This is a genomic window from Kitasatospora herbaricolor (genome assembly GCF_030813695.1).
Lineage (GTDB): Bacteria > Actinomycetota > Actinomycetes > Streptomycetales > Streptomycetaceae > Kitasatospora > Kitasatospora herbaricolor.
This window is the reverse complement of sequence record NZ_JAUSVA010000002.1, coordinates 5,051,726-5,076,781: the sequence shown is the minus strand read 5'-3', so window position 1 is coordinate 5,076,781 and position 25,056 is coordinate 5,051,726. Positions and strand designations below refer to the sequence as shown.

The 25,056-nt window shown below is 74.5% G+C and carries 25 protein-coding genes and 1 riboswitch; of the genes, 16 read left to right on the top strand and 9 right to left on the bottom strand.

The features are described 5' to 3' along the window. Positions 1 to 68 precede the first annotated feature (68 nt). Positions 69 to 926: a M23 family metallopeptidase gene (locus J2S46_RS22570; protein ID WP_229913118.1), complete on the bottom strand. Its 858-nt coding sequence runs from the start codon at positions 924 to 926 to the stop codon at positions 69 to 71. 12 nt (positions 927 to 938) lie between these two features. Continuing rightward, positions 939 to 1,101: riboswitch (cyclic di-AMP (ydaO/yuaA leader) on the bottom strand. A gap of 232 nt (positions 1,102 to 1,333) precedes the next feature. Between J2S46_RS22570 and J2S46_RS22565 the strand changes: the two genes are divergently transcribed. The 11 genes from J2S46_RS22565 to J2S46_RS22515 all read left to right on the top strand — a co-directional run bounded on the left by J2S46_RS22565 (position 1,334) and on the right by J2S46_RS22515 (position 11,520). Beyond that, positions 1,334 to 1,624 carry a YiaA/YiaB family inner membrane protein gene (locus tag J2S46_RS22565; RefSeq protein ID WP_073925623.1) on the top strand — a complete coding sequence of 97 codons (291 nt, stop codon included), beginning with the start codon at positions 1,334 to 1,336 and terminating at the stop codon, positions 1,622 to 1,624. Positions 1,625 to 1,816: 192 nt separating this feature from the next. Next, complete coding sequence (locus tag J2S46_RS22560; protein ID WP_191292550.1) at positions 1,817 to 2,671, top strand: alpha/beta fold hydrolase; 855 nt, start codon at positions 1,817 to 1,819, stop codon at positions 2,669 to 2,671. Positions 2,672 to 2,759: 88 nt separating this feature from the next. Beyond that, a complete protein-coding gene (locus tag J2S46_RS22555) occupies positions 2,760 to 3,329 on the top strand; it encodes a TetR/AcrR family transcriptional regulator (protein WP_191292551.1) in 570 nt (189 codons plus the stop codon). Positions 3,330 to 3,632: 303 nt separating this feature from the next. After that, positions 3,633 to 5,906, top strand: a complete 2,274-nt coding sequence (locus J2S46_RS22550) for a SpoIIE family protein phosphatase (protein WP_191292552.1) — start codon at positions 3,633 to 3,635, stop codon at positions 5,904 to 5,906. Between the two features lie 165 nt (positions 5,907 to 6,071). Further along, positions 6,072 to 7,325 (top strand): sensor histidine kinase, encoded by a 1,254-nt coding sequence (locus tag J2S46_RS22545; protein WP_229913125.1) that lies wholly within the window; start codon positions 6,072 to 6,074, stop codon positions 7,323 to 7,325. After that, complete coding sequence (locus J2S46_RS22540) at positions 7,309 to 7,722, top strand: roadblock/LC7 domain-containing protein (RefSeq protein WP_191292554.1); 414 nt, start codon at positions 7,309 to 7,311, stop codon at positions 7,720 to 7,722. Before J2S46_RS22545 ends, J2S46_RS22540 begins: the two co-directional genes overlap by 17 nt. Then, the gene (locus J2S46_RS22535) at positions 7,719 to 8,063 is read left to right on the top strand and encodes a DUF742 domain-containing protein (RefSeq protein WP_191292555.1); all 345 of its coding nucleotides are present in this window, start codon (positions 7,719 to 7,721) and stop codon (positions 8,061 to 8,063) included. Before J2S46_RS22540 ends, J2S46_RS22535 begins: the two co-directional genes overlap by 4 nt. Next, positions 8,041 to 8,658, top strand: a complete 618-nt coding sequence (locus J2S46_RS22530; RefSeq protein ID WP_191292556.1) for a GTP-binding protein — start codon at positions 8,041 to 8,043, stop codon at positions 8,656 to 8,658. Before J2S46_RS22535 ends, J2S46_RS22530 begins: the two co-directional genes overlap by 23 nt. Beyond that, positions 8,655 to 10,151 (top strand): cytochrome P450, encoded by a 1,497-nt coding sequence (locus J2S46_RS22525; protein WP_229913119.1) that lies wholly within the window; start codon positions 8,655 to 8,657, stop codon positions 10,149 to 10,151. Before J2S46_RS22530 ends, J2S46_RS22525 begins: the two co-directional genes overlap by 4 nt. Then, entirely contained in the window at positions 10,115 to 11,221 is a 1,107-nt protein-coding gene (locus J2S46_RS22520; RefSeq protein WP_229913120.1) for a cytochrome P450 family protein, read from the top strand. Before J2S46_RS22525 ends, J2S46_RS22520 begins: the two co-directional genes overlap by 37 nt. Positions 11,222 to 11,289: 68 nt before the next feature. Then, complete coding sequence (locus J2S46_RS22515; RefSeq protein WP_073925614.1) at positions 11,290 to 11,520, top strand: hypothetical protein; 231 nt, start codon at positions 11,290 to 11,292, stop codon at positions 11,518 to 11,520. Between the two features lie 45 nt (positions 11,521 to 11,565). On the opposite strand, the gene J2S46_RS22510 is transcribed toward J2S46_RS22515, so the two are convergent. Continuing rightward, positions 11,566 to 12,402 carry an isocitrate lyase/PEP mutase family protein gene (locus tag J2S46_RS22510; RefSeq protein ID WP_191292558.1) on the bottom strand — a complete coding sequence of 279 codons (837 nt, stop codon included), beginning with the start codon at positions 12,400 to 12,402 and terminating at the stop codon, positions 11,566 to 11,568. A 97-nt stretch (positions 12,403 to 12,499) separates the two neighbouring features. Continuing rightward, the gene (locus J2S46_RS22505) at positions 12,500 to 13,015 is read right to left on the bottom strand and encodes a carboxymuconolactone decarboxylase family protein (RefSeq protein WP_191292559.1); all 516 of its coding nucleotides are present in this window, start codon (positions 13,013 to 13,015) and stop codon (positions 12,500 to 12,502) included. A gap of 50 nt (positions 13,016 to 13,065) precedes the next feature. Here J2S46_RS22505 and pdxR point away from each other — a divergent pair, with 50 nt between their 5' ends. Continuing rightward, positions 13,066 to 14,493 carry a MocR-like pyridoxine biosynthesis transcription factor PdxR gene (pdxR, locus tag J2S46_RS22500; protein WP_191292560.1) on the top strand — a complete coding sequence of 476 codons (1,428 nt, stop codon included), beginning with the start codon at positions 13,066 to 13,068 and terminating at the stop codon, positions 14,491 to 14,493. Between the two features lie 50 nt (positions 14,494 to 14,543). On the opposite strand, the gene J2S46_RS22495 is transcribed toward pdxR, so the two are convergent. The 6 genes from J2S46_RS22495 to J2S46_RS22470 all read right to left on the bottom strand — a co-directional run bounded on the left by J2S46_RS22495 (position 14,544) and on the right by J2S46_RS22470 (position 21,498). Further along, entirely contained in the window at positions 14,544 to 14,723 is a 180-nt protein-coding gene (locus J2S46_RS22495; RefSeq protein ID WP_191292561.1) for a DUF6126 family protein, read from the bottom strand. 97 nt (positions 14,724 to 14,820) lie between these two features. After that, positions 14,821 to 15,426 carry a helix-turn-helix domain-containing protein gene (locus tag J2S46_RS22490; protein WP_073925609.1) on the bottom strand — a complete coding sequence of 202 codons (606 nt, stop codon included), beginning with the start codon at positions 15,424 to 15,426 and terminating at the stop codon, positions 14,821 to 14,823. Between the two features lie 74 nt (positions 15,427 to 15,500). Then, a complete protein-coding gene (locus tag J2S46_RS22485) occupies positions 15,501 to 17,249 on the bottom strand; it encodes a pyruvate dehydrogenase (RefSeq protein WP_191292562.1) in 1,749 nt (582 codons plus the stop codon). A 92-nt stretch (positions 17,250 to 17,341) separates the two neighbouring features. Beyond that, on the bottom strand, positions 17,342 to 19,753 hold the full coding sequence (locus tag J2S46_RS22480; RefSeq protein ID WP_191292563.1) for a glycoside hydrolase family 65 protein: 2,412 nt from the start codon (positions 19,751 to 19,753) through the stop codon (positions 17,342 to 17,344). Further along, on the bottom strand, positions 19,750 to 20,499 hold the full coding sequence (locus J2S46_RS22475) for an HAD family hydrolase (RefSeq protein WP_191292564.1): 750 nt from the start codon (positions 20,497 to 20,499) through the stop codon (positions 19,750 to 19,752). Before J2S46_RS22475 ends, J2S46_RS22480 begins: the two co-directional genes overlap by 4 nt. Positions 20,500 to 20,712: 213 nt before the next feature. Next, positions 20,713 to 21,498 carry a VOC family protein gene (locus J2S46_RS22470; RefSeq protein ID WP_191292565.1) on the bottom strand — a complete coding sequence of 262 codons (786 nt, stop codon included), beginning with the start codon at positions 21,496 to 21,498 and terminating at the stop codon, positions 20,713 to 20,715. A gap of 587 nt (positions 21,499 to 22,085) precedes the next feature. Between J2S46_RS22470 and J2S46_RS22465 the strand changes: the two genes are divergently transcribed. From J2S46_RS22465 to J2S46_RS22450, 4 genes are read left to right on the top strand one after another with little or no spacing between them, the layout of a single operon-like run. Continuing rightward, a complete protein-coding gene (locus J2S46_RS22465; protein WP_191292605.1) occupies positions 22,086 to 23,642 on the top strand; it encodes a sensor histidine kinase in 1,557 nt (518 codons plus the stop codon). After that, positions 23,639 to 24,046, top strand: coding sequence for a roadblock/LC7 domain-containing protein (locus J2S46_RS22460; RefSeq protein WP_073925603.1), 408 nt, complete (start codon positions 23,639 to 23,641; stop codon positions 24,044 to 24,046). The genes J2S46_RS22465 and J2S46_RS22460 overlap by 4 nt, the downstream gene beginning before the upstream one ends. Continuing rightward, on the top strand, positions 24,043 to 24,402 hold the full coding sequence (locus tag J2S46_RS22455; protein ID WP_191292566.1) for a DUF742 domain-containing protein: 360 nt from the start codon (positions 24,043 to 24,045) through the stop codon (positions 24,400 to 24,402). The genes J2S46_RS22460 and J2S46_RS22455 overlap by 4 nt, the downstream gene beginning before the upstream one ends. After that, positions 24,383 to 25,000 (top strand): GTP-binding protein, encoded by a 618-nt coding sequence (locus tag J2S46_RS22450; RefSeq protein ID WP_191292567.1) that lies wholly within the window; start codon positions 24,383 to 24,385, stop codon positions 24,998 to 25,000. The genes J2S46_RS22455 and J2S46_RS22450 overlap by 20 nt, the downstream gene beginning before the upstream one ends. Positions 25,001 to 25,056: the final 56 nt, after the last annotated feature.

The window sequence follows — 25,056 nt, the reverse complement described above, 5'->3', positions numbered from 1 at the left end:
CCGGGACCGGGACGGTCCGTCAGGGCTCGGCGCCGCCCGGCAGGGGGCGAGGCCGGCGTCGCTGCCCGTCAGGGGGTGAGGCCGCGCTGCTCCAGCCAGCTCTCCGGGTCGACGGGGGCGCCGCCGTCCGGGCGGACCTCCAGGTGCAGGTGCGGGCCCGTCACGTTGCCGGTGGCGCCGACCTTGCCGATCTGCTGGCCGGGCACGACCTTGCCGGAGGCCTTGATGATCGAGGAGAGGTGGCAGTACCAGATCTCGGTGCCGTCGGGCAGGGTCTGGATGATCCGGTAGCCGTACGAGCCGGACCAGCCGGCCGAGGTGATGGTTCCGGAGCCGACCGAGTACACCGGGGTGCCGGTGGAGGCGGCAAAGTCGAGGCCGGTGTGCAGGTGCGACCAGTACGAGGCGCTCTGCCCGTAGTGGGCGGAGAGGAAGTAGTCGCGCACCGGCAGCTGGATCGCGGCGAGCTTGGCCTTCTCGGCGGCCTCGGCGGCCTTGCGGGCCTCCTCCTGCTGGGCGGCGCGCTTGACCTCGGCCTCCTTGGCGGCCTGCAGGCGGGCGCCCTCCTCGGCGGCGGTGCGCTGGCTGTCGGCCTGCTGCTGGATGCGGGCGGCAAGGGCCAGGCCGGGGTCGGCGGAGAGCACGGTGGTCTCGTCCGGCGAGACCACGGCGGGCGCGGCCGCGGGGGTCGCGGAGGCGAATCCGGTGGCGCCGAGGGTGGCGGCCACGGCGGTGACGCCGAGCAGGGGGCCGGTCCCGCGGGTCTGACGGGGCATCCGGTGCCGGTTGCTGTCGGCCGGCTGCGGCGGCGCGGTCTCGTCCGGGCCCTCGCCGTACGCGCCGCCGTAGGCGGGCGGCCAGGGGTGGTCGAGCAGCTGGGTGCCGGTGGAACCGGACGGGTGTGCCGGAGAGTGCGACGACGCCACGGAGGCGCGCTCCTTTCCTTCCTTCGCGCCTACCGGGTTAGCTGACGGGTTCGGAGCAGGAAGGTCTCCTACGGCCGGGCCTGGGCCTGGCCGATTCACCCCAAGGAACGGTGGTTCCCCGGCTCCCTGACCTGCTCCGGGGAGCAGGCCGTGCGGGATTAGGCGAGCGCACGGTGCCGTGGTCACGGCGTTTCCGACCGCGCTGCGTTATCAAACGTTAATCCTAGGAGCCCCTGATTCCAAGCCGTCCAGGCGGGAGAGTCAACATTTTCATGGGGCGGAATGGGCGATTTGGCATGGTTACCGTCCGGCGGCACTACGGATCGTGAACAGGCGTCAACAAACCGCACCTGAATCTGAGTACCCGTACTCATGTGCGCGACATGACGCTTGGCCATCCTGGCCGCATGAGCACCTCGATGCAGTCACGTACCACGGCGGCGTACTACGTCCAGGCCGTGCTGTCCTTCGCGATCTCCGGCGGCGCCCTGGCCGTCGGCATCGCCTACCTGCCGGTAGGCGCATGGACCAGGGCCTTCCTGGGCATCGGCCTGCTGTACACGGTGACCTCCTCGTTCACCCTGGCCAAGGTGATCCGCGACCGCCAGGAGAGCACCGAGATCGTCACCCGGGTCGACCAGGCCCGACTGGAGAAGCTGCTGGCCGAGCACGACCCCTTCAAGGTGGAGGGCATCTGACGCCCGGCCGGACCGGCGCGGGGAGCGCCGCACCCCGGCGGCGGGACGGGCCCGGCGCGGCCGGCGGCGGCCGGCCGCGGGCCGGGCGGGACGGACACCGGAAGCCTCCTTGACAGCTAAGGCTATTAGCCTTAGCTTTATGGCTATCGGCATCTCGCCGACGGCACGGCCCACAGGCCAAGGAGGCCCGCGATGTCCACCACTCCTCTCGCGACCCGTTACCTCGACGTCCCCGGCGGGCGGATCGCCTTCGACGACACCGAGCACGGCAGCGGCGCACCGGTCCTCCTGATCCCCGGCATGCTCGACTCCCGCTCCGCCTACCGCCACCTGCACCCGCTGCTGGCCGGGGCCGGCCACCGGGTGATCACCATGGACATCCGCGGCTTCGGCGAGTCCTCGATCGAGTGGGACGACTACACCCCCGCCGCCATCGCCCAGGACGCCCTGGCCCTGCTGGACCACCTCGGGATCGAGCGCGCCGTCCTGGTCGGCAGCTCCTACACCGGCGCCAGCGTGGTCAAGGTCGCCGGGGACGCCCCCGACCGGGTCGCCGGGATCGCCCTGCTGGACGCCTTCGTCGAGAACCTGCCGCCGACCGCCTTCCAGCGCGGCCTGGTCAAGGTGCTCGGCACGGCCGTGATCCAGTTCCCCGCCTTCTGGGGCATGTACCAGAAGCTGGCCTTCCCCACCGCCAAGCCGGCCGACTTCGCCGAGTACCGCGCCGAGCTGGTCGCCTCGCTGCGCACCCCGGGGCGGAAGACCGCCACCCGCGGCTACGTCCGCGGCGACTCCGCGCCGGTCGGCTGGTCGGCCGCGGTGACCTGCCCCGCGCTGGTCGTGATGGGCAGCAAGGACCCCGACTTCCCCAAGCCCGAGGTGGTCGCCGACCGCCAGGCCGCCGCGCTGAACGCCCGCAAGGTGATGATCGAGGGCGCCGGCCACTACCCGATGGCGGAGTTCCCGCAGGCCACCGCCGACGCACTGGTGCCCTTCCTGGCCTCGCTCACCGAGTCCCGGCCCAGCACCGCCGACACCCAGGGCTGAGCCGCCCCGCGCCCGGCCACCGCGCGCGGGCCGCCTTCCCCCCACCGCACCGCACCCCCGGTGCCGCACCACCCCACTGGAGGCCCCCATGCCACGCGCCGGACTGACCCCGGACGCCGTCGTCGCCCACGCGCTCGGCCTGATCGACGACCAGGGCCCGGAAGCCCTCACCCTGGCCGCCGTCGCCGCCCGGGCCGGGGTCGCCACGCCGTCCCTGTACAAGCACGTCCCCGGCGGCCTGACCGAGCTGCGCCGGCTGATCGCCGTCCGGGTGACCGAGGAACTGGCCACCCGGCTGGCCAAGTCGGCGGTCGGCCGCGGCGGGGACGACGCGGTGGAGGCGGTGCTGCGCGGCTACCACGCGTACGCCGTCGAGCACCCCAACCGCTACAACGCCCTGCCGCAGGCCCCGCAGCCCGACGACGAGCTGACCAGGGCCGCCGCCGAGCTGGTCGAGGTGCTGGTCGCCGTGCTGCGCGACTACGGGCTGCAGGGCCCCGAGGTGATCCACGCGGCCCGTACCGTGCGCTCGGTCGCGCACGGCTTCGCCTCGCTGTCGATCGCCGGCTCCTTCCAGCGCTCCGAGGACCTGGCCGTCACCCAGGACCGGCTGATCGGGGTCCTCACCAGCGGGCTGCGGGCCTGGCCGGCCGCCTGACCACCCGCGCGGACGCCCCCGGGAGCCGACCGCCACCCCCCGGGCCCCGTTCGCCGCGCCGACGGCGCCATCAGGCACCCGAACGGAAGCAAACGGACTCTGTCACCGGACCGATCACACAGGCGGTCGGTGCCGGCCGTCGGCCCCCGGGGAAGGCAGCCGTGCCGGCCGCCGGTGCCGGTGGCCGCTGGTCATGGTCCGGCGTCTTGGACCCCCTTTCGCGAGTTCAGCAAATAGGATGAAGAAATTACGTTCGCCCTAACGGCGTCACCCCCCTGCGGAACGGAAAGGCCGGGTAGCCCGATGGACCTGACCTCCCCGTGGCTCCCCCCCTCCGAGGACGAGAGCCGCAGCCCGCTCACCGGCCCCGTCGCCCGCAGCCCGATGCGCTGCGTGCGGTTATTGCTGAACTGCTCCGGCGCCGCGGAACTGCTCGGCACCATCCTGGCCGAGGGCCCCGCCTGGATCACCGGCGAGGGCAACGCGATCTACCTGCTCGACTCCGCCGGAATGCTCCGGCTGACCGCCTCGCACGGCCTGCCGGAGTGGGCCCACGAGCGCTACGGCACCGTCGACCCGGCCGGCGACCTGCCCGCCGCGATGGCGCTGCGGCTGCGCCGCCCCTACCTGCTCAGCCCCGAACGCACCAGCATCGACTACCCCAACCGCAACTCCGGCATGGGCACCGGGATGGTCGCCCTGGTCACCCTGCCGATGATCGTCGACGAACGGCCGATCGGCGTCCTCGCCCTCGCCCTGGCCCACCGCGGCACCGTCCCGCGCCGCGACCTGGACGTGCTGGAGACGATCGGCGAGGCCTGCGCCCACCGGCTCTCCCACCTGCTCGACCACGTGCACGCGAGCACCCGCGCGCCCAAGGGCGTCCGCACCCACGACCCCGCCGGCGGCGACCCCGCGCCGCTGGCCCACCCGCTGCTCTCGCTCGCCGTCCACGCGGCCGGCGCCGGCGCCTTCGAACGGGACCTGGTCACCGGCGAGACCTTCTGGGACGCCCAGGCCTACCGGGTGGTCGGCCTTCCGCCGCCGCCCGGGAACCGGTCCGCCGAGGCCCCCGACCTGTCCCGGATCGTCCACCCCGAGGACCTGCCCGACGTCCAGGCCGGCCTCGCCGACGCGCTGGCCGGCGGCGGCCCCTACCGGCTCGCCTACCGGGTGCTGCGCCGCGGCGGCGGCGTCACCCGGATCCGGGAGAGCGGCGAGGTGATGCTCGACATCCACGGCCGGCCGGTCCGGATAGCCGGACTGCTGGTCGACCGCGACCGCACCGGCGCCCCCGAGGACCGGCCGCCCGACGCCGGCCCGGAATCCCCAGCGGTCGGCGCCCGCTCCGCGCTGCTGCTCGCGCTGACCCGCACCCTCTCCCGCGCGATCACCGTCCGGGACGTCACCACCGCCGTCACCGACGTGGCCGGCCCGGCGCTCGGCGCCGCCAGCCTGGTCCTCGACCTGGTCGACGAGGGCCGGCTGCTGCCCGTCTCGCACACCGTGTACGGCGGCCCGCGGCGCACCGAGCTGAACCGGCTGGCCGACCTCTCCGAGGGCGTCATGCAGCACTCGCTGGCCCGCTCCACCCCGCTGTTCAGCGAGCCCGGCCGCGGCGGCGGCACCCGGGACGGCGCCGGCGGCCCGCTGACCCCGCCCTCCTGGGCGGTGCTGCCGCTGATCGCCTCCGGGCGACAGGTCGGCTCCTGCCTGATCACCTTCGCCACCGAACGCGCCTTCAGCCGCGACGACCGCACCCTGTACTCGGCCTTCGCCGGGATCCTCGCGCAGTCCCTGGAGCGCGCCCGGCTGTACGACACCCACCACCACCGGGCCACCGAGCTGCAGCGCGCGATGCTGCCCCGGACCCTGCCGGCCATCCCCGGCATCACCGCCGCCGCCCGCTACCTGCCCAGCACCGAGGGCATGCAGATCGGCGGCGACTGGTACGACCTGATCCGGCTGCCGGACGGCAAGGTCGGGCTGGTGATCGGGGACGTCCAGGGCCACAACGCCGAGGCCACCGCCGTGATGGGCCAGCTGCGCAGCGGCCTGCGCGCCTACGCCACCGACGGCCACGACCCGGCCGCGACCCTGGCCAGGACCAGCCGGCTGCTCGCCGAGCTGGACACCGAGCTCTTCGCGACCTGCCTCTACCTCACCCTCGACCCGGCCGACGGCACGCTGAGCGCGGCCCGCGCGGGGCACCCGGCGCCGGTCCGGATCACCGGCGCGAAGGCCGTCGAGCTGGACCTGCCCGGCGGTCCGCCGCTCGGGGTGGACCCGGGCGCGCCGTACCGGCTGACCGTGGACAACCTCGCCGTCGGCGAATCGCTGCTGGTCTACACGGACGGCCTGGTCGAGGACCGCGAGGAGGACTACGACGAGTCGGTGCACCGGATGCTCGGCGGGCTGGAGCTCTGGGCCGCCAGGACCGGACCGGTCCGGGGGGCGGTGGGCCCGGAGCTGGAGCGGCTCGCCGACCTGCTGACCCTCAACGTGACCGAGCGTCGCTCCCGCCCGGACGACGTGGCCCTGCTGCTGCTGCACCGGACGGCCTCGACCGGCGCCTGACCCACTGGGACGGGGCCCCGGCGGGGCGGCCCGGGCGGGCGGATCCGCAGGCCGGGCGGCACGTCGGCGGCCGGCCGGAGCGACCGGCCCGGCCGGTTCGCACAGTTGACCGGGGATCTGTTCACATCGTCGTATGATCGCCGCCCTAGACTTCGCCGCGTGACGATGACTCAGTGGTGCGCGACCGCGATCGGCGTGCTGGCCGCCCTCTCGCTGCTCGCCGTCGCGCGGTACCGGGCGGTGACCCGCACCCAGCGTCGCCGGCTCACCGCGCAGCAGCACGAACTCGACGAGCTGCGCCGGCAGCTGACCGACGAACGCGAGCACCGCGGCGGCGAGGCCGCCGCCGTGCAGCGCGAGCAGGAACTCAACTCCTCCACCCAGCGGGCCTTCCTCAGCGTCGCCCGGCGGATCCTGGTGATGGCCCACGACCAGCAGGCCCTGCTGGACGAGATGGAACGCACCCACCACGACCCCGAACTGCTCGACGGCCTGCTCAAGGCCGACCACGCCGCCGCCCAGCAGGCCCGGCTGGCGCAGACCCTGGCCGTACTCTGCGGGGCGCGGGCCGGCCGGCACTGGCCCGAGCCCGTGCCACTGGAGGACGTGGTGCGCGGCGCCCAGTCGCGCATCCTGCCGTTCCAGCGGGTGATCGTGCGCAGCAGGCTGGAGACCGCCGTGATCGGCGCCGCCGCCGAGGCGCTGATCCACGCCGTCGCCGAGCTGCTGGACAACGCCACCCGCTACTCACCGCCCAGCACCCAGGTGTTCGTCACCCTGATGCCGGTCCACAACGGCGCCGTGGTCGAGATCGACGACGGCGGCGTGGGGATGGCGGACCACGCCGTCGCCAAGGCCGCCGCCGTACTCTCCGGCGGCAGCACGCTGGAGGTCTCCCGGCTGGGCGAGGTACCGCAGTTGGGCCTCGCGGCGGTCGGCCGGCTGGCCGAGCAGTACGGGTTCCGGGTCACCCTCAGCTCGGCGCCGTCCCCCTACGGCGGCGTGCGGGTGGTGGTGCTGCTGCCGAACGCCCTGCTCACCGAGCCGCTGCCGCCGACCGTACCGGCCGCGGGAGCACCCGCCGACCCGGAACGGGACGGGCCGGCCGTGCCCGACCGGCTCCCCTCCGCCCGACCGGCGGAGGAGGACCGCACCCGCGGCACCACCCCGCCGCCGCTGCCGCGTCGCAGCCACCGGCGCGACCGCTCCGCCGAGGCCCCCCGGCCCGCCGAGCCCGCACCGGCGCCCGCCCGCTCGGCCCACCAGGCACAGAGCTTCATGGCACGCTTCCAGGCCGGCACCGCCACCGGCCGCACCGCCGCCCGCCCGGACCCCCGGCCGGCCTCCCCCCACTCTCACCAGCAGGCCTCCCCCCGCCCTCCCCAGCGCTCCGGAGAATCCGATGACCACCAATCCTGACCTCGGCTGGCTGCTCGCCGACATCATCACCGTCCCCGAGGTCCAGCACGCCGTCGTGGTGTCCAACGACGGCCTGGAGATCGGCCGCACCGCCGACATCGCCCGTGAGGACGCCGAGCGCCTGGCCGCCGCCTGCTCCGGGCTGCAGTCGCTGGCCCGGGGTGTCGCGCAGGGCTTCGGCGGGCGCGACAGCTCCACCCGGCAGATCGTCGTCGAGTACGGCGGCGGCTACCTGTTCGTCGTCGCGGCCGGCGCGGGCGCCCACCTGGCGGTGGTGACCGGCGAGGCCGTGGACGCCGGCCTGGTGGCCTTCCAGATGCAGGTCCTGGTCGAGCGGATCGGCACCCACCTCACCAGCCCGCCCCGGGTGGACCAGGTGGCGGGGATCCAGCGGTGAGCAACCCCGTCCGGCCGTACGTCATCACCGGCGGCCGCAGCCGGCCGAGCCGGGAGAGCCTGGCCCTGGAGAGCCTGCTGAGTGTCTCGCCGGACTGCCCGGAACTGCCCGACGGGGCCCTGAACCGCGAGCACCGGAGGATCCTGACGCTCTGCCGGCGCCTGCTCTCCGTCGCCGAGGTCGCCGCCCACCTGGCCCTGCCGCTCGCCGTGGTCAAGGTCCTGGTCGGCGACCTCTGGGACCTCGGCGCCGTCCAGGTCCTCCCGCCCGCCCCGCAGGCCGAACGCCTGCCCGCAACCCTCCTGGAAGAGGTGCTCGTTGGCCTCCGCCAACTCCGCTGAGCCGTCCGGCCCCGAGCCCGACTACCTGCCGTCCTCGGTACGGGGCGCGGTGAAGATCCTGATCACCGGACCGTTCGGGGTCGGCAAGACCACCCTGGTCGGCTCGCTCAGCGAGATCACCCCGCTGCGCACCGAGGAGACCATGACCGCCGCCGGCGTCGGCGTGGACGACCTGACCGGCCGCGCCGGCAAGCGCACCACCACGGTGGCGCTCGACTTCGGCCGGATCACCCTCAACCCCCGGCTCGCGCTCTACCTGTTCGGCACGCCGGGCCAGGAGCGCTTCCAGCCGCTCTGGGACGACCTGTCGCGCGGCGCGCTGGGCGCGGTGGCCCTGGTGGACGTCCGCCGGGTGGGCGAGAGCTTCGACGTCCTCGGCCGGCTGGAGGAACAGCGCATCCCCTTCGCCGTGGCCGTCAACACCTTCCCCGACAGCCCGAGCTACCCCGAGGACGAGCTGCGGGCCGCCCTCGACCTGCTGCCCGACGTGCCGATCCTGCACTGCGACGTCCGCGACCGCACGGCCGCCTACGACCTGCTGATCGACTTCGTCGGCCACCTGCAGTCCACCGCCGTCCTGGAGCTCCAGCCATGAGCACTCCCGAGCCGGGCGCCGTCCCGGCCGCCACCGCACCGCCGGTCCAGGCCCCGCCGCCCGGCTGCCCGATGCACGCCGGAGCGGCGCCGGGCGGGGCCGCCCCGCTGTACGGCGCGGCCGTCGCCGAGGACCCGCACGGCCTGTACGCGGCGCTGCGCGAGCGGCACGGCCCGGTCGCGCCGATCGAGCTGGAGCCGGGGGTGGAGGCGTGGCTCGTCCTCGGCTACCCCGAACTGCTCGAACTCACCCGGCAGGAAAAGCTGTTCTCCAAGGACTCGCGCCGCTGGCGGGTCCCGGCCGAGGGGCGGCTGAGCCCGGAGTCGCGGCTGCTGCCGATGACCTCCTGGCGCCCCACCCTGCTGAACCTGGACGGCGCCGAGCACCAGCGGCTGCGCGGCGCCGTCGCCGACACCCTCGCCCGGATCGACCAGCGCCGGCTGCGCGAGACCACCGAGGCAGCCGCCGAGTCGCTGATCGACGACTGGGGGCCGGACGGCACCGCCGACCTGATCGCCCAGTACGCCCGCCGGCTCCCGCTGCTGGTCTTCACCCAGCTGCTGGGTCTGCCCGCCGAGGCCGGGCCCCGGCTGATCGAGCTCATCAGCCACTTCGTGGACAGCAGCGAGGAGTCCGTCCGGGCGGGCGCCGAGTTCCAGGCCACGCTGACCGAACTGGTCCGCAGCCGACGGGCCGAGCCGGGCCCCGACCTCACGTCCTGGCTGCTGGCCCACCCGGCCGCGCTGACCGACGAGGAGGCCGTGCACCACCTGGTGGTGATCCTGGTCGCGGGGAACGAGACCACCATCAACTGGACCGGCAACACGCTGCGGCTGCTGCTCACCGACCGCCGGTTCCGGGCCACCCTGAGCGGCGGACGGCTGACCGTCGCCGACGCCCTGGAGGAGGTGCTCTGGCGGGACCCTCCGACGCAGAACTTCCCCGGGCGCTGGGCCACCGGCGACACCGTGCTCGGCGGGCAGTACATCACCGAGGGCGACATGCTCGTGCTCGGCCTGGCCGCCGCCAACGCCGACCCGGCCGCCCAGGGGGCGGCCCCGGACTCCGGCTCCACGCTGCGGGACGGCACCGGCCTGGCCGGCAACCGTGCCCACCTGGCCTGGGGCGCCGGCAAGCACGTCTGCCCGGCCCAGGAGCCCGCCCGGCTGATCGTCGAGACCGCCGTCGAGACCCTGCTGCACCGCCTCCCCGACCTCCAACTCGCGGTTCCGGTGGGCGAACTGGCCTGGCGTCCGTCACCCTGGTCGCGGGCCCTGGTCAGTCTGCCGGTGCTCTACAGCGCCTTCACCCCGCCCCGCACCACCGCCCCCGAGAGGCCCGTATGGACACCGCCGTCCGTAGCTCCGACGAGCTCAGCCCCATCCCCCTCGACCCCTTCGGACGCGACCAGCACACCGAGAACGCCCGACTCCGGGCGGCCGGGCCCGCGGTCCTGGTGGAACTCCCTGGCGGGGTGGTGGTCTGGGCGATAACCCACCACGACACCCTGCAGCAGCTGCTGGCCGACCCCCGGGTCGGCAAGAACCCCCGGCTCTGGAGCACCTTCACCGAGGGCCGGCTGCCCGAGGGCTGGCCGCTGCTCAACTTCGTGACCGTGCCGGGCATGGTCACCGCCGACGGCGAGGAGCACCGGCGGCTGCGCGGGCTGGTCACCCAGGCCTTCACCCCGCGCCGGATCGCCGAGCTGCGGCCCGCCGTGGAGGCCCGCGCCACGGCCCTGCTCGACCGGGTCGCCCTGCTGGAGGGCGACTTCGACCTGCGGACGCACTTCGCCTACCCGCTGCCGATGCAGGTGATCGGCGAGCTGCTCGGCCTGCCCGCCAGGCAGCAGGACGAGCTGCACGAGCTCTCCAACACCCTGGTCTCCAGCTCGGCCACCCCGCAGGCCGCCGTCGCCGCCCAGCAGGGCCTGTTCGCGCTGCTCGCCTCGGTGGTCGCGGCCAAGCGCGCCGAGCCCGGCGACGACCTGACCACCGACCTGATCGCGGCCCGCGCCGCCGACGACCGGCTCACCGAGCAGGAGTTGGTCGGCACCCTGCTGCTGATGCTGGTGGCCGGGCACGAGACCACGCTGAACCTGATCACCAACGCCGTCCGGGCCCTGCTCGCCCACCCCGAGCAGCTGCGGCTGGTGCTCGACGGGCAGCAGCCCTGGTCCGCGGTGGTGGAGGAGACCCTGCGGTACGACTCCCCCGTCGGCCAGTTCCCGCTGCGCTACGCGACCGAGGACATCGAGGTGGCGGGTGTGCTGATCCGGCGGGGCGAGGCGCTGCTCGCCTCGTACGGTGCGGCCGGCCGCGACGAGGAGCACTACCCGGACGCCGACCGCTTCGACATCACCCGGCACGCCCGGCACCTCTCGCTCGGCCACGGCCCGCACTTCTGCCTCGGCTCGGGCCTGGCCCGGCTGGAGGCGGAGATCGCGCTGAGCGGCCTGTTCGGACGGTTCCCCGGCCTGACCGCGGCCGACGGGCCGGCCCCGGAACCGATCGGCTCCTTGATCAGCAACAGCGTCCGCACCCTGCCCGTCCGGGTGGCCTGAACGCGCGGGCGTGACGGTCCGGCGGCCCGTCCGGGTGACCGCCGGGCCGCCGGCTCGTTTGGCCTGCCATGAAGAAGCTCACGGCACTCGCCGCCCTCACCCTGGCGGGCCTCGCGCTGGCCGCCCCCGCTCACGCCGCACCGGCCCCGGCCGGCGGCGACGCCCTCGACGGGATCGCCGACGGTCTCAGCGTCTCGCCCGGCGATCTCGTCCTGCAGCAGGCTGCCGGCCTGCCGGTGGCCGGCGGCCCGGTCAAGGGCCTGCAGGCGCTGACGCCGAGGCCGGGCACGGTCGGCTGAGCCGGCCGGCCCGCCCGAGGGCCGCGGGCGGGCCGCCGGTCGTGCTCAGTCCGACAGCAGGGCGTTCAGCTCCTGGTAGCCGAGACCCCCGGCGATGCTGTCGTACGTACCGGGCCCGTAGGCCTCCTCGGCGGCCAGCCGGAGCGCCGCGTACGCGGCGCGGGCCAGGCCCGGGCCGAGGCTGACCCGGGCCACGCCCAGCTTCGCCAGCTCGGGCACCGCCGGGGCGCCCGGCCCGGCCAGCACGTTCAGCGGAGCGGGCAGGGCCGCGGCCAGCGCCGCCACGGTGGCCGGGTCGGCCACCCCGGGGACGAAGATGCCGTCGGCGCCCGCCGCGAGGTAGGCCCGGGCCCGGGCCACGGCGTGCTCCAGGCGGTCCGCCGGGTCGCCGGCGGCCAGCAGGAAGACGTCCGTCCGGGCGTTGACGAAGAGCGCGATGCCGGCCGCGTCGGCGGCCGCGCGGGCGGCCGCGATCCTGGCGGCGGCCTCCTCGACCGGGCGCAGCGGCCCGTCGGGGCCGGGCCGGCCGTCCTCCAGGTTGACCCCGACCGCGCCGGTGGCGAGCAGCGCGGTGATGTTCGCGCCGACGCCTTCCGCGGTGTCGGCGAAACCGCTCTCCAGGTCGGCCGTGACGGGCAGGGCCCCGGCCGCCCGGACGATCCGGGCGGTCTGCGCCAGCACCTCGGCGAGGTCGGCGCGGTCGCCGTCGGGGTAGCCGAGCGTCCAGGAGACGCTGGCGCTGGCGGTGGCGAGGGCGGTCGCGCCGGCGGCGGCGACCAGCCGGGCGCCGGCCGCGTCCCAGACGTTGGCCAGCAGCACCGGGTCGCCGGGGCGGTGCAGCTCGTGAAGGGCTCGGGCCCGGTCCTGCTGATCGCTCGTCATGGGTGGCAGCCTGCCAGTCTCCGGGCCGGATCTCCGGCGGATTTCGGACGGGTACGGGTCCAGGTCGGCGGGTCCGCCGACCGGTGGGCCCGGGGGGTCAGCGGGGGGCCGGGCTCAGCCGGGAGGTGACGCCGATCCGGTTCCAGGCGTTGATGGTGACGATCACCGCGATCAGGCTGGCCAGCTCGGTCTGCTCGAAGTGACCGGCGGCCTCCTGGTAGACGGCGTCCGGCACGTGCCCCTGGGTGAGCAGCGTGACGGACTCGGTCAGCGCGAGGGCGGCCCGCTCCCGGGCGGTGAACCAGGGCGTCTCCCGCCAGGCCGGCAGGGAGCGGATCCGGTGCTCCTGCTCGCCGCCCTTGACCGCGTCGGCGGCGTGCATGTCGATGCAGAACGCGCAGCCGTTGATCATCGAGGCGTGGATCTTGACCAGCTCGGCCAGCTGCGGTTCGATCCCGGCCTTGCCGGACCGCTCCAGGGCGCTCATCGCACGGTAGAAGTCGGGGAGCAGCTCCGGCAGGGAGATCCGCTGCTCCGGGGCGGGGACAGCGGCGTGGTGGGTGTGGGCGTGGTCGGCGCCGGCCTCGGCGGCAAGGGTGTCGTGGGTCGTCATGGTGCCCAGCCTAGGAGCGGACTGGCCCGCCGGCATGGTTCATTTGGCGCATGGAATCATGGTCCACTTTCGGTGGCGACCTGCATCTGGACCTCACCGGCCGCCAGGCCCGGGGACTCGGCCTGCGGGCCGCCCTGGAGGACGCGCTGCGCGAGGCCGTGCAGGACGGCCGGCTCGCCCCCGGCACCCGGCTGCCGTCCTCCCGGGCGCTCGGCGGTGATCTCGGGATCGCCCGCAACACCGTCGTCGAGGCGTACCTCCAGCTCACCGCCGAGGGCTGGCTGACCTCCCGGCAGGGCTCGGGCACCACCGTCGCGGACCGGGCCGCGCCCCCCGCGCCGGCCACCGCCCCCGGCGCGCCGCCGCCCGGACCGGCCCTCCGGTACGACCTGCGGCCCGGCCGGCCGGACCTCTCGATGTTCCCGCGCACCGCCTGGCTGGCCGCCGCCCGGCGGGCGCTGACCGCCGCCCCGAACGAGGCCCTCGGCTACGACACCCCGCTCGGCCGGATCGAGCTGCGCCGGGCCCTCGCGGCCTACCTGGCCCGGGTCCGGGGGGTGCGCACCACGCCGGAGCGGATCCTGGTCTGCTCCGGGCACACCCAGGGCCTGAACCTGCTGTGCGCGGCCCTGCGCGAGCGCGGGGCCACCGCGCTGGCGGTGGAGGCGTACGGGCTGGCCCCGTTGCAGCAGGTGGTGACCGCCTCCGGCCTGGACCGGGTGACGCTGCCGCTGGACGGGGGAGGCGCCCGGACGGACCTGCTGGCCGGCTCCCGGGCCGGGGCGGTGCTGCTCACCCCGGCCCATCAGTTCCCCACCGGCGTACCGCTGCTGGCGTCCCGGCGGTCCGCGGCGGTGGAGTGGGCCCGGCGCACCGGCGGGCTGGTGATCGAGGACGACTACGACGGCGAGTTCCGCTACGACCGGCAGCCGCTCGGGGCGATGCAGGCGCTCGACCCCGAGCGGGTGGTCTACTCGGGCACGGCCAGCAAAAGCCTCGCGCCCGGCCTGCGGCTCGGCTGGCTGGCGCTGCCGCCGGAGCTGGTCGCCCCGGTCGCCCGGCTGAAGCGGCTGGCCGACACCCAGTCGGGGGCGCTGGACCAGCTCACCCTGGCCGAGCTGATCACCTCGGGGACGTACGACCGGCACGTCCGGCGCTGCCGGCTGCACTACCGGCGGCGCCGCGACCGGCTGGTGGCGGCGCTCGCGGAGCGGGCCCCCCGGGTCCGGGTGACGGGCGTCGCGGCCGGTCTGCACGCGGTGCTGACGCTGCCGCCGGACGGGCCCCCGGAGGCGGAGCTGATCGCGCGCGGCGCGGCGGCCGGCCTGGCGCTGGGCGGGCTGGCCGAGTGCCTGGACGACCGGGCGGACGCCGGACCGGACGACCCGGCCGGGCTGGTGATCGGCTACGGCACCCCGCCCGAGCACACCTTCACGGGGGCGCTGGACGCGCTCTGCGGGCTGCTCGGGGCGCTCTGACGCGGGCGGCCCGGCCGGCCGGGGCGACGACGGGTGCCCCGGCGGCGGTCTCAGCCCTTCCGCGAGCCGATCTCGAACAGCAGCATGATGAAGCCGGCGAAGGCGTGGGTGGCGACCATGTAGATGAGGACCCTGATGCCGACCCGGCGGTTGGCCCGCTTGCCGGCGTCGATGGTGGCGGGTGCGGGCGCCTCGACGGGCGCGGCGGGGAGGGCGACGGGCTCGGTCACAGGAGGTCTCCTTCGCTCCCGGGCGCTCCGGCGCCCGGATCATGACAGGGTGTCAGTGGTGCGGCCCGCCGCCGAGGCCCCGCGGCGGCGCGGCGGATCAGTGCGGCACCGGGCCGCCGCCGAGGCAGAGTTCGCCTCCGGGGCTCTGCAACAGGGTGTGCAGGAAGAGCAGTTCGACCCCGTCGGCGGAGTCCGCCGCGATGCAGTGCGGGGTGAGCGAGTCGAAGTGCGCGGAGTCGCCCTCCGCCAGCAGGTGGACGCGTTCGCCGAGGGTCAGCCGGAGGCGGCCGCGGACGACGTACAGCCACTCCTCCCCCGGGTGCACCCGGACGACCTCGTCCTGGACGCTCGGCGGCACCTGGACCCGGAGCGCCTGCATGGCCCGGCCGGGTGCGCCGGCCCGGCGGTAGCCCCAGCCGCCGGCCCGGCCCGGTTCGATCGCGCCGCCGCGGACCACGGGGTCGAGATCGTCCGGCGTCTCGCCGAGCAGGCCGGAGACCGAACTGCCGTAGGCCCGGGCGAGGCCGAGCAGCACGGGCAGCGAGGGCTGCCGGCGCCCGGTCTCCAGTCGGGAGAGATACGCTGGGGAGAGCCCGACCCGGGCGGCCGCGGCCTCCAGGGTGAGCCGGCTGCCGAGTCGGTGCTCGCGCAGGCGGGCGGCGAGGCCGACGACCTCCTGGTCGTCCGGCGGGCTGGTGGTCATGGACCCAGTGGACACCCGCCGTGCCTCCCGGGCAAGAAATTTGCCTCAGAGGCAAACCCCCTGGAGTCCCCGCCCTACGGCCGGGGGATGTTGCGCAGGTTGCTGCGCGCCAGGTCGATCATCTTGCCGACGCCGCCGGACAGCACCGTCCGCCCGGCCGCGAGGGCGAAGCCCTTCAGCTGCGCGGCGGTGATGTGCGGCGGGACGGCGAGCGCGTTCGGGTCGGTGACCACGTCCACCAGCGCGGGGCCGGGCCGCTCCAGCGCCTCCGCCAGCACCTCGCGGACGGCTCCCGGGTCGGTGACCCGCTTGGCCGGGATGCCCGCCGCCCGGGCGATCGCCGCGTAGTCCACGTCGCCGTTGTCGATCGCGTACTCGGGGTAGCCGGAGACCAGCATCTCCAGTTTGATCATGCCCAGGGCGCCGTTGTTGAAGACCACCGTCTTCACCGGCAGCCGGTGCCGGGCCACCGTCAGCAGCTCGCCCAGCAGCATCGCCAGCCCGCCGTCGCCGGACATCGAGACCACCTGCCGCCCGGGGCAGGCCAGCTGGGCCCCGATCGCGTGCGGCAGCGCGTTGGCCATCGAGCCGTGCAGGAAGGACCCGATCACCCGGCGGCGCCCGTTGGGGGTGAGGTAGCGGGCGGCCCAGACGTTGTTCATTCCGGTGTCGACGGTGAACACCGCGTCGTCGGCTGCGACCTCGTCCAGCACGGCGGCCACGTACTCGGGGTGGATCGGCAGGTGCCGCTCGATGTCCTTGGTGTACGCGCCGATCACACCGTCCAGCGCCCGGTAGTGCTTCTCCAGCATGCCGAACAGGAAGGCCCGGTCGGTCTTCTGCTCCAGCAGCGGCAGCACCGCCCGCAGGGTCGCCGGGACGTCGCCGTGCACGGCCAGCTCCAGCGGGGTCCGACGGCCGAGCCTGGTCGCGTCGTGGTCGACCTGGATCGTCCTGGCCTGCGGCAGGAAGGAGTCGTACGGGAAGTCGGTGCCGAGCAGCAGCACCAGCTCGGCCTCCTGCAGCGCCTCGTGGCAGGCGCCGTAGCCGAGGAGACCGCTCATCCCGACGTCGTACGGGTTGTCGTACTGGATCCACTCCTTGCCGCGCAGCGAATGCCCCACCGGGGACTGCAGGGCGGCCGCCACGTCCATCACCTCGGCGTGCGCGCCGCGCACCCCGGCCCCGCAGAACAACGCCACCTTGCGGACCGAGTTGAGTGCCTTGGCCAGCTCCTGCACCTGGGACCAGGGCGGCGCCGCGACCGCCTGCTCGGTCAGGAACCGGCTCGTCCCGGTCGGGCCGGCGGCCGGCAGCGCGGCCACGTCGCCGGGGAACACCAGCACCGAGACGCCGTGCGCCCCGAGCGCGTGCTGCACCGCCACCCGCAGCAGCCGCGGCAGCTGGGCCGGGGTGGAGACCAGCTCGCACCAGCTGCTGCAGTCGGTGAACACCCGGTCGGGGTGGGTCTCCTGGAAGAAGCCGGTACCGATCTGGCCGGACGGGATGTGCGAGGCGAGGGCGAGCACCGGCAGCCCGCTGCGCTGGGCGTCGTACAGGCCCTGGATCAGGTGGGTGTTGCCCGGGCCGCAGGAGCCGGCGCAGACCGCCAGCCGGCCGCTGAGCTCCGCCTCGGCCGCCGCCGCGAAGGCGCCCGCCTCCTCGTTGCGCACGTGCACCCAGCTGATGCCCTCGGTGCGGCGGATCGCGTCCACCACCGGGTTGAGGCTGTCGCCGACCACGCCGTAGACCCGCTCCACCCCGGCCTGCCGGAGCACCTCCACCATCTGCTCGGCCACACTCACCACGGGGCACTCCCTCATCGGCCGCCGTCACGGGTCATCAGCACCCTGCGACGGCGGCGGCCCGCCCGCACCCCGGGCGAGCCGCCCGGGTGACCTCCGGGAGGAGCGGGCTACTCGGCCGCCAGGTGGTCCGGCGTGGAGCCGACCTTGCCGCCGCCGGCCACGCCCGCGTGCGGCTGGCGGCGGGCCGGCTCGCGCCCGGGCGGCTGGCCGCAGCGCTCCTGCGCCGGCGGCTTCACCATCGGCCGGGTCACCGGGGTGCCGGCCCTGACCACCAGGTCCTCGCCCTCGTGGGTGAGCGGCAGGGCCTCGCCCCGGCGCAGCGTGTACGTCGTCCCGGAGTGGGTGATCCGGACCTCCAGCAGGCACTTGCGGATCTGCATCGCGAAGGTGAGCCGGCGCAGCCCGGCCGGCAGCCGCGGCCGGAAGGCCAGCGTCCCGTTGTGGTCGCGCAGCCCACCGAACCCGGACACCAGCGCGATGCAGGCCCCGGCCAGGGAGGCCATGTGCAGGCCGTCCCGGGTGTTGCCGCCGAGGTCGTGCAGGTCCATCATCGCGGCCTCGGCGGTGTAGTCGTAGGCGAGGTCCAGCTGGCCGACCTCGGCCGCGATCACCGCCTGGGTGCAGGCCGAGAGGGAGGAGTCGCGGACGGTGAGGCGCTCGTAGTAGGCGAAGTTGCGGGCCTTCTGCTCGTCGGTGAAGGCGTCGCCGCGCAGTTGCATGGCGAGCACCAGGTCGGCCTGCTTGACCACCTGCTTGCGGTACAGGTCGAAGTAGGGGAAGTGCAGCAGCAGCGGGTACTTCTCCGGCGGGGTGCCCTCGAAGTCCCAGAACTGGTGGTCGGTGAAGCCGTCGGCCTGCGGGTGCACGCCGAGCTTCTCGTCGTAGGGGATGAACATGGCACCCGCGGCGTCCCGCCAGGCGGCCATCTCCTCGGTGTCGACCCCGAGGGCGGCGGCCTCGGGCTGGTGCCGGGTGGCGGCCTCGGCGGCGTTGCGCAGGTTGCTCTGCGCCATCAGGTTGGTGAAGACGTTGTTGTCCGCGACGGCGCTGTACTCGTCGGGGCCGGTGACGCCCTCGATCCGGAACTGTCCCTCGGCGTCGTGGTGGCCGAGCGAGCGCCACATCCGGGCGGTCTCCACCAGGAGTTCCAGCCCGTACTCCTTCTCGAAGGCGACGTCCCCGGTGGCCCGGACGTAGCGGACCACCGCCGAGGCGATGTCGGCGCCGATGTGGAAGGCCGCGGTGCCGGCCGGCCAGTAGCCGGAGCACTCCTCGCCGCGGATCGTCCGCCAGGGGAACACCGCTCCGGCCAGGCCGAGTTGGCCGGCCCGCTCGCGGGCCAGCGGCAGCGTGGTGTGCCGCCAGCGCAGGGCCTGGTTCACGGCTCCGGGCAGGCAGTACGTGAGCACCGGCAGGACGAAGGTCTCGGTGTCCCAGAAGCTGTGGCCGTCGTAGCCGGGGCCGGTCAGCCCCTTGGCGGGGATGGCCCGCTCCTCGCTGCGGGCGCCGGCCTGCAGCACGTGGAAGATCGCGAACCGGACGGCCTGCTGGAGTTCGACGTCCCCCTCGATCTCGATGTCGCTGGAGTCCCAGAAGTCCTTGAGGTAGGTGCTCTGTTCGGCCACCAGGCCGTCCCAGCCGGTGTACCTGGCGGCGGTCAGCGCGGCCTCGACCTGGTCCCGGACGGCGGGCAGCGACCGGGTCGCCGACCAGCCGTACGCGATGAACTTGACCACCTTGAGCCGCTCACCGGGGCGCAGCACCGTGGTGACGCTGACCCGGCCCTGGTCCTCGTGGCTCTCGACGGTGCTCTCGAACCCCTCCGGGCCCTCGATGATGTGGTCCATCCCGGCGGCCACCCGGATCCCGCTGAAGCGCGTGCGGTGCACCAGCACGGCCTTGCTGTTCAGCGCGTGGTGCGCCTCGGCGATCAGCGGGGCCTCCAGCACGGCGGCCGCCCGCGGGTCGCCGCCGGCACCGCCGGGCAGTTGCTCGTTGGCGACCAGCTCGGACTGGAGGACGATCCGGACCGGCCCGTCCACCGCCTCCACCTGGTACTCGACGGCCGCCACCGCCCGCTGGGTGAGCGAGACCAGCCGGGTGGAGTTGATCTTGACCGTCCGGCCGGCCGGCGAGGTCCACTCGGCCTCGCGGCGCAGCAGGCCGTCGCGGAAGTCCAGGCTGCGGCGGTGGCTGCGCAGTTCGCCGTAGCGCAGGTCGAAGGGCTCGTCGTCGACCAGCAATCGGATGATCTTGCCGTTGGTCACGTTGATGACGCTCTGACTGGACTCCGGGTAGCCGTAGCCGCCCTCGCCGTAGGGCAGCGGCCGCAGCTCGAAGACCCCGTTGAGGTACGTGCCCGGCAGGCCGTGCGGCTCGCCCTCGTCCAGGTTGGCGCGCAGGCCGACATGGCCGTTGGAGAGGGCGAAGACGGACTCGGCCCGGGCCATCGCGGACGGGTCCAGCCCGAACTCGGCGACCTGCCAGGGGTCGACGGTGAAGGTGTCCTCGCCGGTCATCGCGATTCCCCCTCGATCAGGTCGGCCAGGTCGGCCACCACCACCGTGGCGCCGTTGCGGCGCAACTCCTCGGCCTGGCCCGTCCGGTTCACGCCGACCACGGCCCCGAAGCCGCCGGCCCGTCCGGAGGCGACCCCGGCGAGCGCGTCCTCGAAAACGGCGGCGTGGGCCGGCTCGACCTTCAGCGCCTTGGCGGCCGCCAGGTAGGTGTCGGGCGCGGGCTTGCCCGGCAGGCCGTCCCGGGCGGCGACCAGGCCGTCCACCACGACGTCGAAGAGCTCCTCGATACCGGCCGCGCGCAGCACGTCGCGGCAGTTGGCGCTGGAGGAGACCACGGCGCACGGCAGGTCCAGCGCGCGCAGCCGGTGCACGTAGTCCACCGATCCCCGGTAGGGCTGCACGCCCTGCTCGCGGATCATGCGCAGCACGGTGTCGTTCTTGGCGCTGCTCACCCCGTGCACGCTGCGGGTGCCCGGCGGGTCCGCGGGGGTGCCCTCGGGCAGCTCGACGCCCCGGCTGCCCAGGAAGGCCCGGGTGCCGTCCAGCCGCGGTCTGCCGTCCACGTACGTGTCGTAGTCGGTGACCGCGTCGAAGGGGACGAAGTCCCCGCCGGTGCGGTCCGCCTCGGCGCGCAGGAAGGCGTCGAAGGTGTCCTTCCAGGCCGCGGCGTGCACCTTGGCGGTCTGGGTGAGCACCCCGTCGAGGTCGAAGAGGAATGCGCGGATGTCGTCCGGAAGACCCAACATGAGGGCAGTCTTACCCCGGATTCCCAATGGAACCGCCCATTCGCGGCGCGTTGGCGCGTCGTGAACGGGCGGTCACCCGGCGTAGTGCCGGGACGGGTGAACGGTGCAGCCGGAGTGCGTGCCGGGCCCGGGGGCCCGGCGCGTCGGGCTCAGAAGGAGTGGGGCTCAGCGCACGTCGGGTTCAGCGCGCGTCGGGCTCAGCACACGTCGGGCTCAGAGGGAGTCGGGTGAGGCGATGACCGCGAAGACGGCGCCCTGCGGGTCGGCCACCACGGACATCCGGCCGGCCTGCATGTCGAAGGGCGGCTGGATCACCGAACCGCCCGCCTTGACCAGCGCGTCCACCACGGAGTCGCAGTCGTCCACCGAGAAGTACGTCATCCAGTGCGAGGGCGTGCCGGCCGGCAGGTAGTCCGCGACCGGCTGCATGCCGCCGACCGTCCGCTCGCCGACGTTCAGCGAGTAGTAGCCCGGCAGGCCCTGGACGGTGGCCGGGCGCAGCCCGAAGGCCTGCTCGTAGAACCGGCCGGCCGCCTCGGGGTCGGTGGTGTTGAGCTCGTTCCAGGTCAGCGCGCCGGGCTCGTTGACCACCTGGGCACCGAAGAAGTCGAGCGGCTGCCAGACACCGAAGACCGCGCCGGACGGGTCGGTGGCGACCATCATCCGGCCGGTGGTGCCGACGTCGGAGACCGGGAACATCACCGAGCCGCCGTTGTCGGTGATCGCCCTGGAGGTGGCGTCGGCGTCCGCCGAGGCGAGGTAGGTGCTCCAGACGCTGGGCGGCTCCGGCTGTCCCTCCTGGGCCGTCGCGGCCATGATCCCGGCCACCGGCCGGCCGTTCAGGGTGCAGACCGCGTAGCCGCCGAACTCGGCCGGGCCGACCTCGCCCTGCCAGCCGAACAGGTCGCGGTAGAAGTCGAGCGCGGCCTGCTGGTCCTTGACCATCAGGTCGACCCAACAGGGGGTGCCGGGCTTGTAGGCGTGGGTGACTTCGGGCATCGCTGACCTCCAGACGGCGGTCCACCGCCGGTCCGGGCCGGGCGGCGGGCTTCATCGCCCACCATGGTCGGGCCGCGGCCGTCCCGCCACCCGACGGGCCGGGCGGCCCGGCGGCGCGGGCGGCCCGGCGGCGCGGGCGGCCCGGGCGCCGGCCGGGGGACGCCGCCGCGGCCCGCACGCCTACCACGGATCCGCGGGCCGGCGGGGGGCTTTCCGGGGGAGTCCCCCCTCATGGGCGAACCAGGACCTGACACCGGTACGACAAGCCCGCCGCGGGGCAAACCTGGTGCCAGCACCACCCCGGCCGGCGGGGCGAGAAGGCCTCGCCGGGCGGTTCCGGCCGGTCTGCGAAATACGTCAGATTTACGGCAGGATGGAACGAAATCGGCTGTAGCGCAGACTTGTTGAGCTTTCGTCAGGTATCTCCCGAAAACCGGCTATGCTACTTCCGGCCCGTCCCGCACCACCCCCTCGTACCAGCTCGGCGAAGGCCGCCGCGGGTGCCGGTCCACCACGAGACACAGCCCCCACAGAGCCGGAGCCGGCCACCGCCCCTTCCGTAAACTTCCGATCGTTTGAGGATGCTGATGCTTCGTGCTGGATCGTCTCCCGGAGGCCGGCGCTCCGCTCCCGTTCTGGTGTGGCTCCTGCCCACCGCCGTGACGGCGGCGGCCGCCGCGGTCGCCGCGGCGGTCGCCTCCACCGGGGCCCGCGCGGGCGTGGTCTGGTGCGGCGTGGTCGGCACGGCGGCGGTGGCCGTGGTGGCGGCCGAGGCGGCCCGCCGGGGACGGGCGCTGGTGACCCTGCGCGACCGGTACGCCCAGCAGGAGGGCGAGTTGCGCCGCCGGCTGGCCCGGCAGGAGGCGGAGACCGTCCAACTCGCCAAGGTCGCCCTGCCGGAGGCGGTGGCCAGGCTCCAGCGCGGCGAGCCCACCGAGGACCTGCTGCTCGCGTACGAGTCCCCCGACGGCGTGGTCGGCCCGGAGTTCCAGGCCGCCCGACAGGCCGTGCTGCGCGCCGTCCTGGAGGCCGTCGACAACGAGGAGGGCATGCGCGAGTCCGCCCAGCGGGCCTTCGTGAACATCGCCCGCCGCGTGCAGGCGATCGTCCACCGGCAGGCCCAGGACCTGCGCGAGATGGAGGACCGGCACGGCAGCGACCCGGCCGTCTTCGACGACCTGCTGCTGCTGGACCACGGAAACGCCCTGGTCGGCCGCCTCGCCGACAGCATCGCCGTCCTCGGCGGCGCCCGCCCCGGCCGGCAGTGGAGCCGCTCGGTGCCGCTCTACAGCGTGCTGCGCGGCGGCATCTCGCGGATCCTGGACTACCAGCGGGTGGAACTGCACCCGGTGTCCGAGGTCGCCGTGGTGGGCCCCGCCGTCGAACCGCTGATCCACGCGCTCGCCGAACTCCTCGACAACGCCACCCGCTACTCCCCGCCGCACACCAGCGTCCACCTGACCGCCGTCGAGGTGCAGACCGGCATAGCGATCGAGATCGAGGACGGCGGCCTCAGCCTGAGCGAGGAGGGCCGGGCCCGCGCCGAGCGGATGCTCCAGGAGGCGCAGGCCGGCATCGACCTCAACGACCTCGGCGAGACCCCCCGGCTCGGCCTGGCCGTGGTCGGCCGGCTCGCCCAGGCGTACGGGTTCCAGGTCTCGCTGCGCCCCTCCGCCTACGGCGGCGTGCGCGCGGTGCTGATCGTCCCGCAGGAGCTCATCACCACCGCGCCGGCCACCGGCCGGGCCCACGGCATCGGCATCGCCTCCGGCCCCCGGCCCGTCCCGGCCGCCGTTCCGCGGCCCGCCTCCGGCACCCGGCCGTGGGGGTCGCGGGCCGTTCCCGCCGCCGCCTCCTCCGACCACTCCTTCGGCTCCTACCGGGGGGCCCTGCCGGGTCCGGCCGCCGACGGCGTCCCGGTGGTGGGCGAACGGACGGCGAACGGGCTGCCGCAGCGCCGCCGGCACGCGGCACCCTCCCGGACGGGCGCCGCCAAGACCCCCAGGGTCACCGAGCCGGCCCAGGCGCCGGTGCAACCCGGTATGTGGCTCGCCGCGTTCCACGAGGGTGTGAACGGCCACGGGCCCTCCACCGGTGCGGCCGGCCGGACCAACGACGAGTCGGCAGGGAAGGGCGAGCAGTGATTCAGCAGCGGACCAACATGGACTGGATGCTCAAGGAGCTGGCGGACGGCGTCCCGCACGCCCGTCACGTCGTCGTACTCTCCGCCGACGGCCTGCGGATGGCCCAGTACGGCACCGACACCGACACCGCCGACCGGCTCGCCGCCGCCTGCGCGGGACTGCAGAGCCTGGCCGCCGCGGTGGGCAACGAGTTCCCGCACGGCGACGGCCGGATGCGGCTGGTGGTGATCGAGATGGGCGGCGGCTTCTTCTACCTGATGGCGGCCGGCGCCCGCGCCTACCTCGCGGTGCTGGCCGACGAGGGCGTCGACGCCGGACTGATGGGCCAGCGGATGCGCGACCTGGTCGCCCGGATCGGCGAACACCTCAGCACTCCGCCGCGCAACGGCGAGCAGGTCGCATGAGCGCAGCCGACCAGGACTGGGACGAAGGCCACCCCGAACGTCTCTACGTGATCACGCGCGGCCGCAGCGGTCTGGCCGAGCAGACCACGTTCGACCTGGTCACCCTGATCGTCGCCCGCTCGGAGCCGACGCCGACGATGCAGCCGGAGCACGCGGCGATCCTGCGGATCTGCGGTGCGCCGCTCTCCGTGGCCGAGATCTCCGCCTACCTGCGACTGCCGATCAGCGTGGTCACCGTCCTGCTGGCCGACCTCCTCGCCGAGGAGCGGATCGAGGCCCGGTCCTCCGTCCCGCAGGCGATCCTTCCCGACCGTGCCCTGATCGAGGCGGTGATGCATGGACTTCAGAAGCTCTGACACGGTGGTGGGGCCGCTCAGCACGGACCTGCTGCCGGCCTCGGCCGCCATGGCGGTCAAGGTGGTGATCGTGGGCGGCTTCGGCGTCGGCAAGACCACACTGGTCGGCTCGGTGAGCGAGATCCGCCCGCTGACCACCGAGGAGACGATGACGCAGGCCGGCGCCGGCGTCGACGACGTCGCCGGGGTCGAGCGCAAGACCTCCACCACGGTCGCGATGGACTTCGGCCGGATCAGCATCAGCGACGAACTGGTGCTGTACGTCTTCGGCACCCCCGGCCAGGAGCGGTTCTGGTTCCTCTGGAACGGCCTGTTCGAGGGTGCCCTCGGCGCGGTCGTGCTGGTCGACACCCGCCGGCTGGAGGTCAGCTTCGACGTGATCGGGCGGCTGGAGGAGCGCGGCGTGCCCTTCGTGGTCGCGGCCAACACCTTCCCCGAGTCGCCGACCTACCCGACCGAGGAACTGCGCACCGCCCTCGACCTGCCGCCCGAGGTGCCGATCGTCGCCTGCGACGCCCGGACCAGGGAGTCCAGCCGGGACGTCCTGCTGGCCCTGATGCGGTACCTGTACAACCTCTCGGCGCCACCGCCGCGATGACCGGCCGGCACCCGGCCGCAACCGGTTGTTCCCCCGGCCGCCGCACCGACCACGCC

Excerpts from the sequence above, each read along its gene's own strand:
- J2S46_RS22565 (WP_073925623.1), top strand. The coding sequence starts at position 1,334 with ATGAGCACCTCGATGCAGTCACGTACCACGGCGGCGTACTACGTCCAG.
- J2S46_RS22560 (WP_191292550.1), top strand. The coding sequence starts at position 1,817 with ATGTCCACCACTCCTCTCGCGACCCGTTACCTCGACGTCCCCGGCGGG.
- J2S46_RS22555 (WP_191292551.1), top strand. The coding sequence starts at position 2,760 with ATGCCACGCGCCGGACTGACCCCGGACGCCGTCGTCGCCCACGCGCTC.
- J2S46_RS22550 (WP_191292552.1), top strand. The coding sequence starts at position 3,633 with ATGGACCTGACCTCCCCGTGGCTCCCCCCCTCCGAGGACGAGAGCCGC.
- J2S46_RS22545 (WP_229913125.1), top strand. The coding sequence starts at position 6,072 with ATGACTCAGTGGTGCGCGACCGCGATCGGCGTGCTGGCCGCCCTCTCG.
- J2S46_RS22540 (WP_191292554.1), top strand. The coding sequence starts at position 7,309 with ATGACCACCAATCCTGACCTCGGCTGGCTGCTCGCCGACATCATCACC.
- J2S46_RS22525 (WP_229913119.1), top strand. The coding sequence starts at position 8,655 with ATGAGCACTCCCGAGCCGGGCGCCGTCCCGGCCGCCACCGCACCGCCG.
- J2S46_RS22515 (WP_073925614.1), top strand. The coding sequence starts at position 11,290 with ATGAAGAAGCTCACGGCACTCGCCGCCCTCACCCTGGCGGGCCTCGCG.
- J2S46_RS22510 (WP_191292558.1), bottom strand. The coding sequence starts at position 12,402 with ATGACGAGCGATCAGCAGGACCGGGCCCGAGCCCTTCACGAGCTGCAC.
- J2S46_RS22505 (WP_191292559.1), bottom strand. The coding sequence starts at position 13,015 with ATGACGACCCACGACACCCTTGCCGCCGAGGCCGGCGCCGACCACGCC.
- pdxR (WP_191292560.1), top strand. The coding sequence starts at position 13,066 with ATGGAATCATGGTCCACTTTCGGTGGCGACCTGCATCTGGACCTCACC.
- J2S46_RS22490 (WP_073925609.1), bottom strand. The coding sequence starts at position 15,426 with ATGACCACCAGCCCGCCGGACGACCAGGAGGTCGTCGGCCTCGCCGCC.
- J2S46_RS22485 (WP_191292562.1), bottom strand. The coding sequence starts at position 17,249 with ATGAGGGAGTGCCCCGTGGTGAGTGTGGCCGAGCAGATGGTGGAGGTG.
- J2S46_RS22480 (WP_191292563.1), bottom strand. The coding sequence starts at position 19,753 with ATGACCGGCGAGGACACCTTCACCGTCGACCCCTGGCAGGTCGCCGAG.
- J2S46_RS22475 (WP_191292564.1), bottom strand. The coding sequence starts at position 20,499 with ATGTTGGGTCTTCCGGACGACATCCGCGCATTCCTCTTCGACCTCGAC.
- J2S46_RS22470 (WP_191292565.1), bottom strand. The coding sequence starts at position 21,498 with ATGCCCGAAGTCACCCACGCCTACAAGCCCGGCACCCCCTGTTGGGTC.
- J2S46_RS22465 (WP_191292605.1), top strand. The coding sequence starts at position 22,086 with ATGCTTCGTGCTGGATCGTCTCCCGGAGGCCGGCGCTCCGCTCCCGTT.
- J2S46_RS22455 (WP_191292566.1), top strand. The coding sequence starts at position 24,043 with ATGAGCGCAGCCGACCAGGACTGGGACGAAGGCCACCCCGAACGTCTC.
- J2S46_RS22450 (WP_191292567.1), top strand. The coding sequence starts at position 24,383 with ATGGACTTCAGAAGCTCTGACACGGTGGTGGGGCCGCTCAGCACGGAC.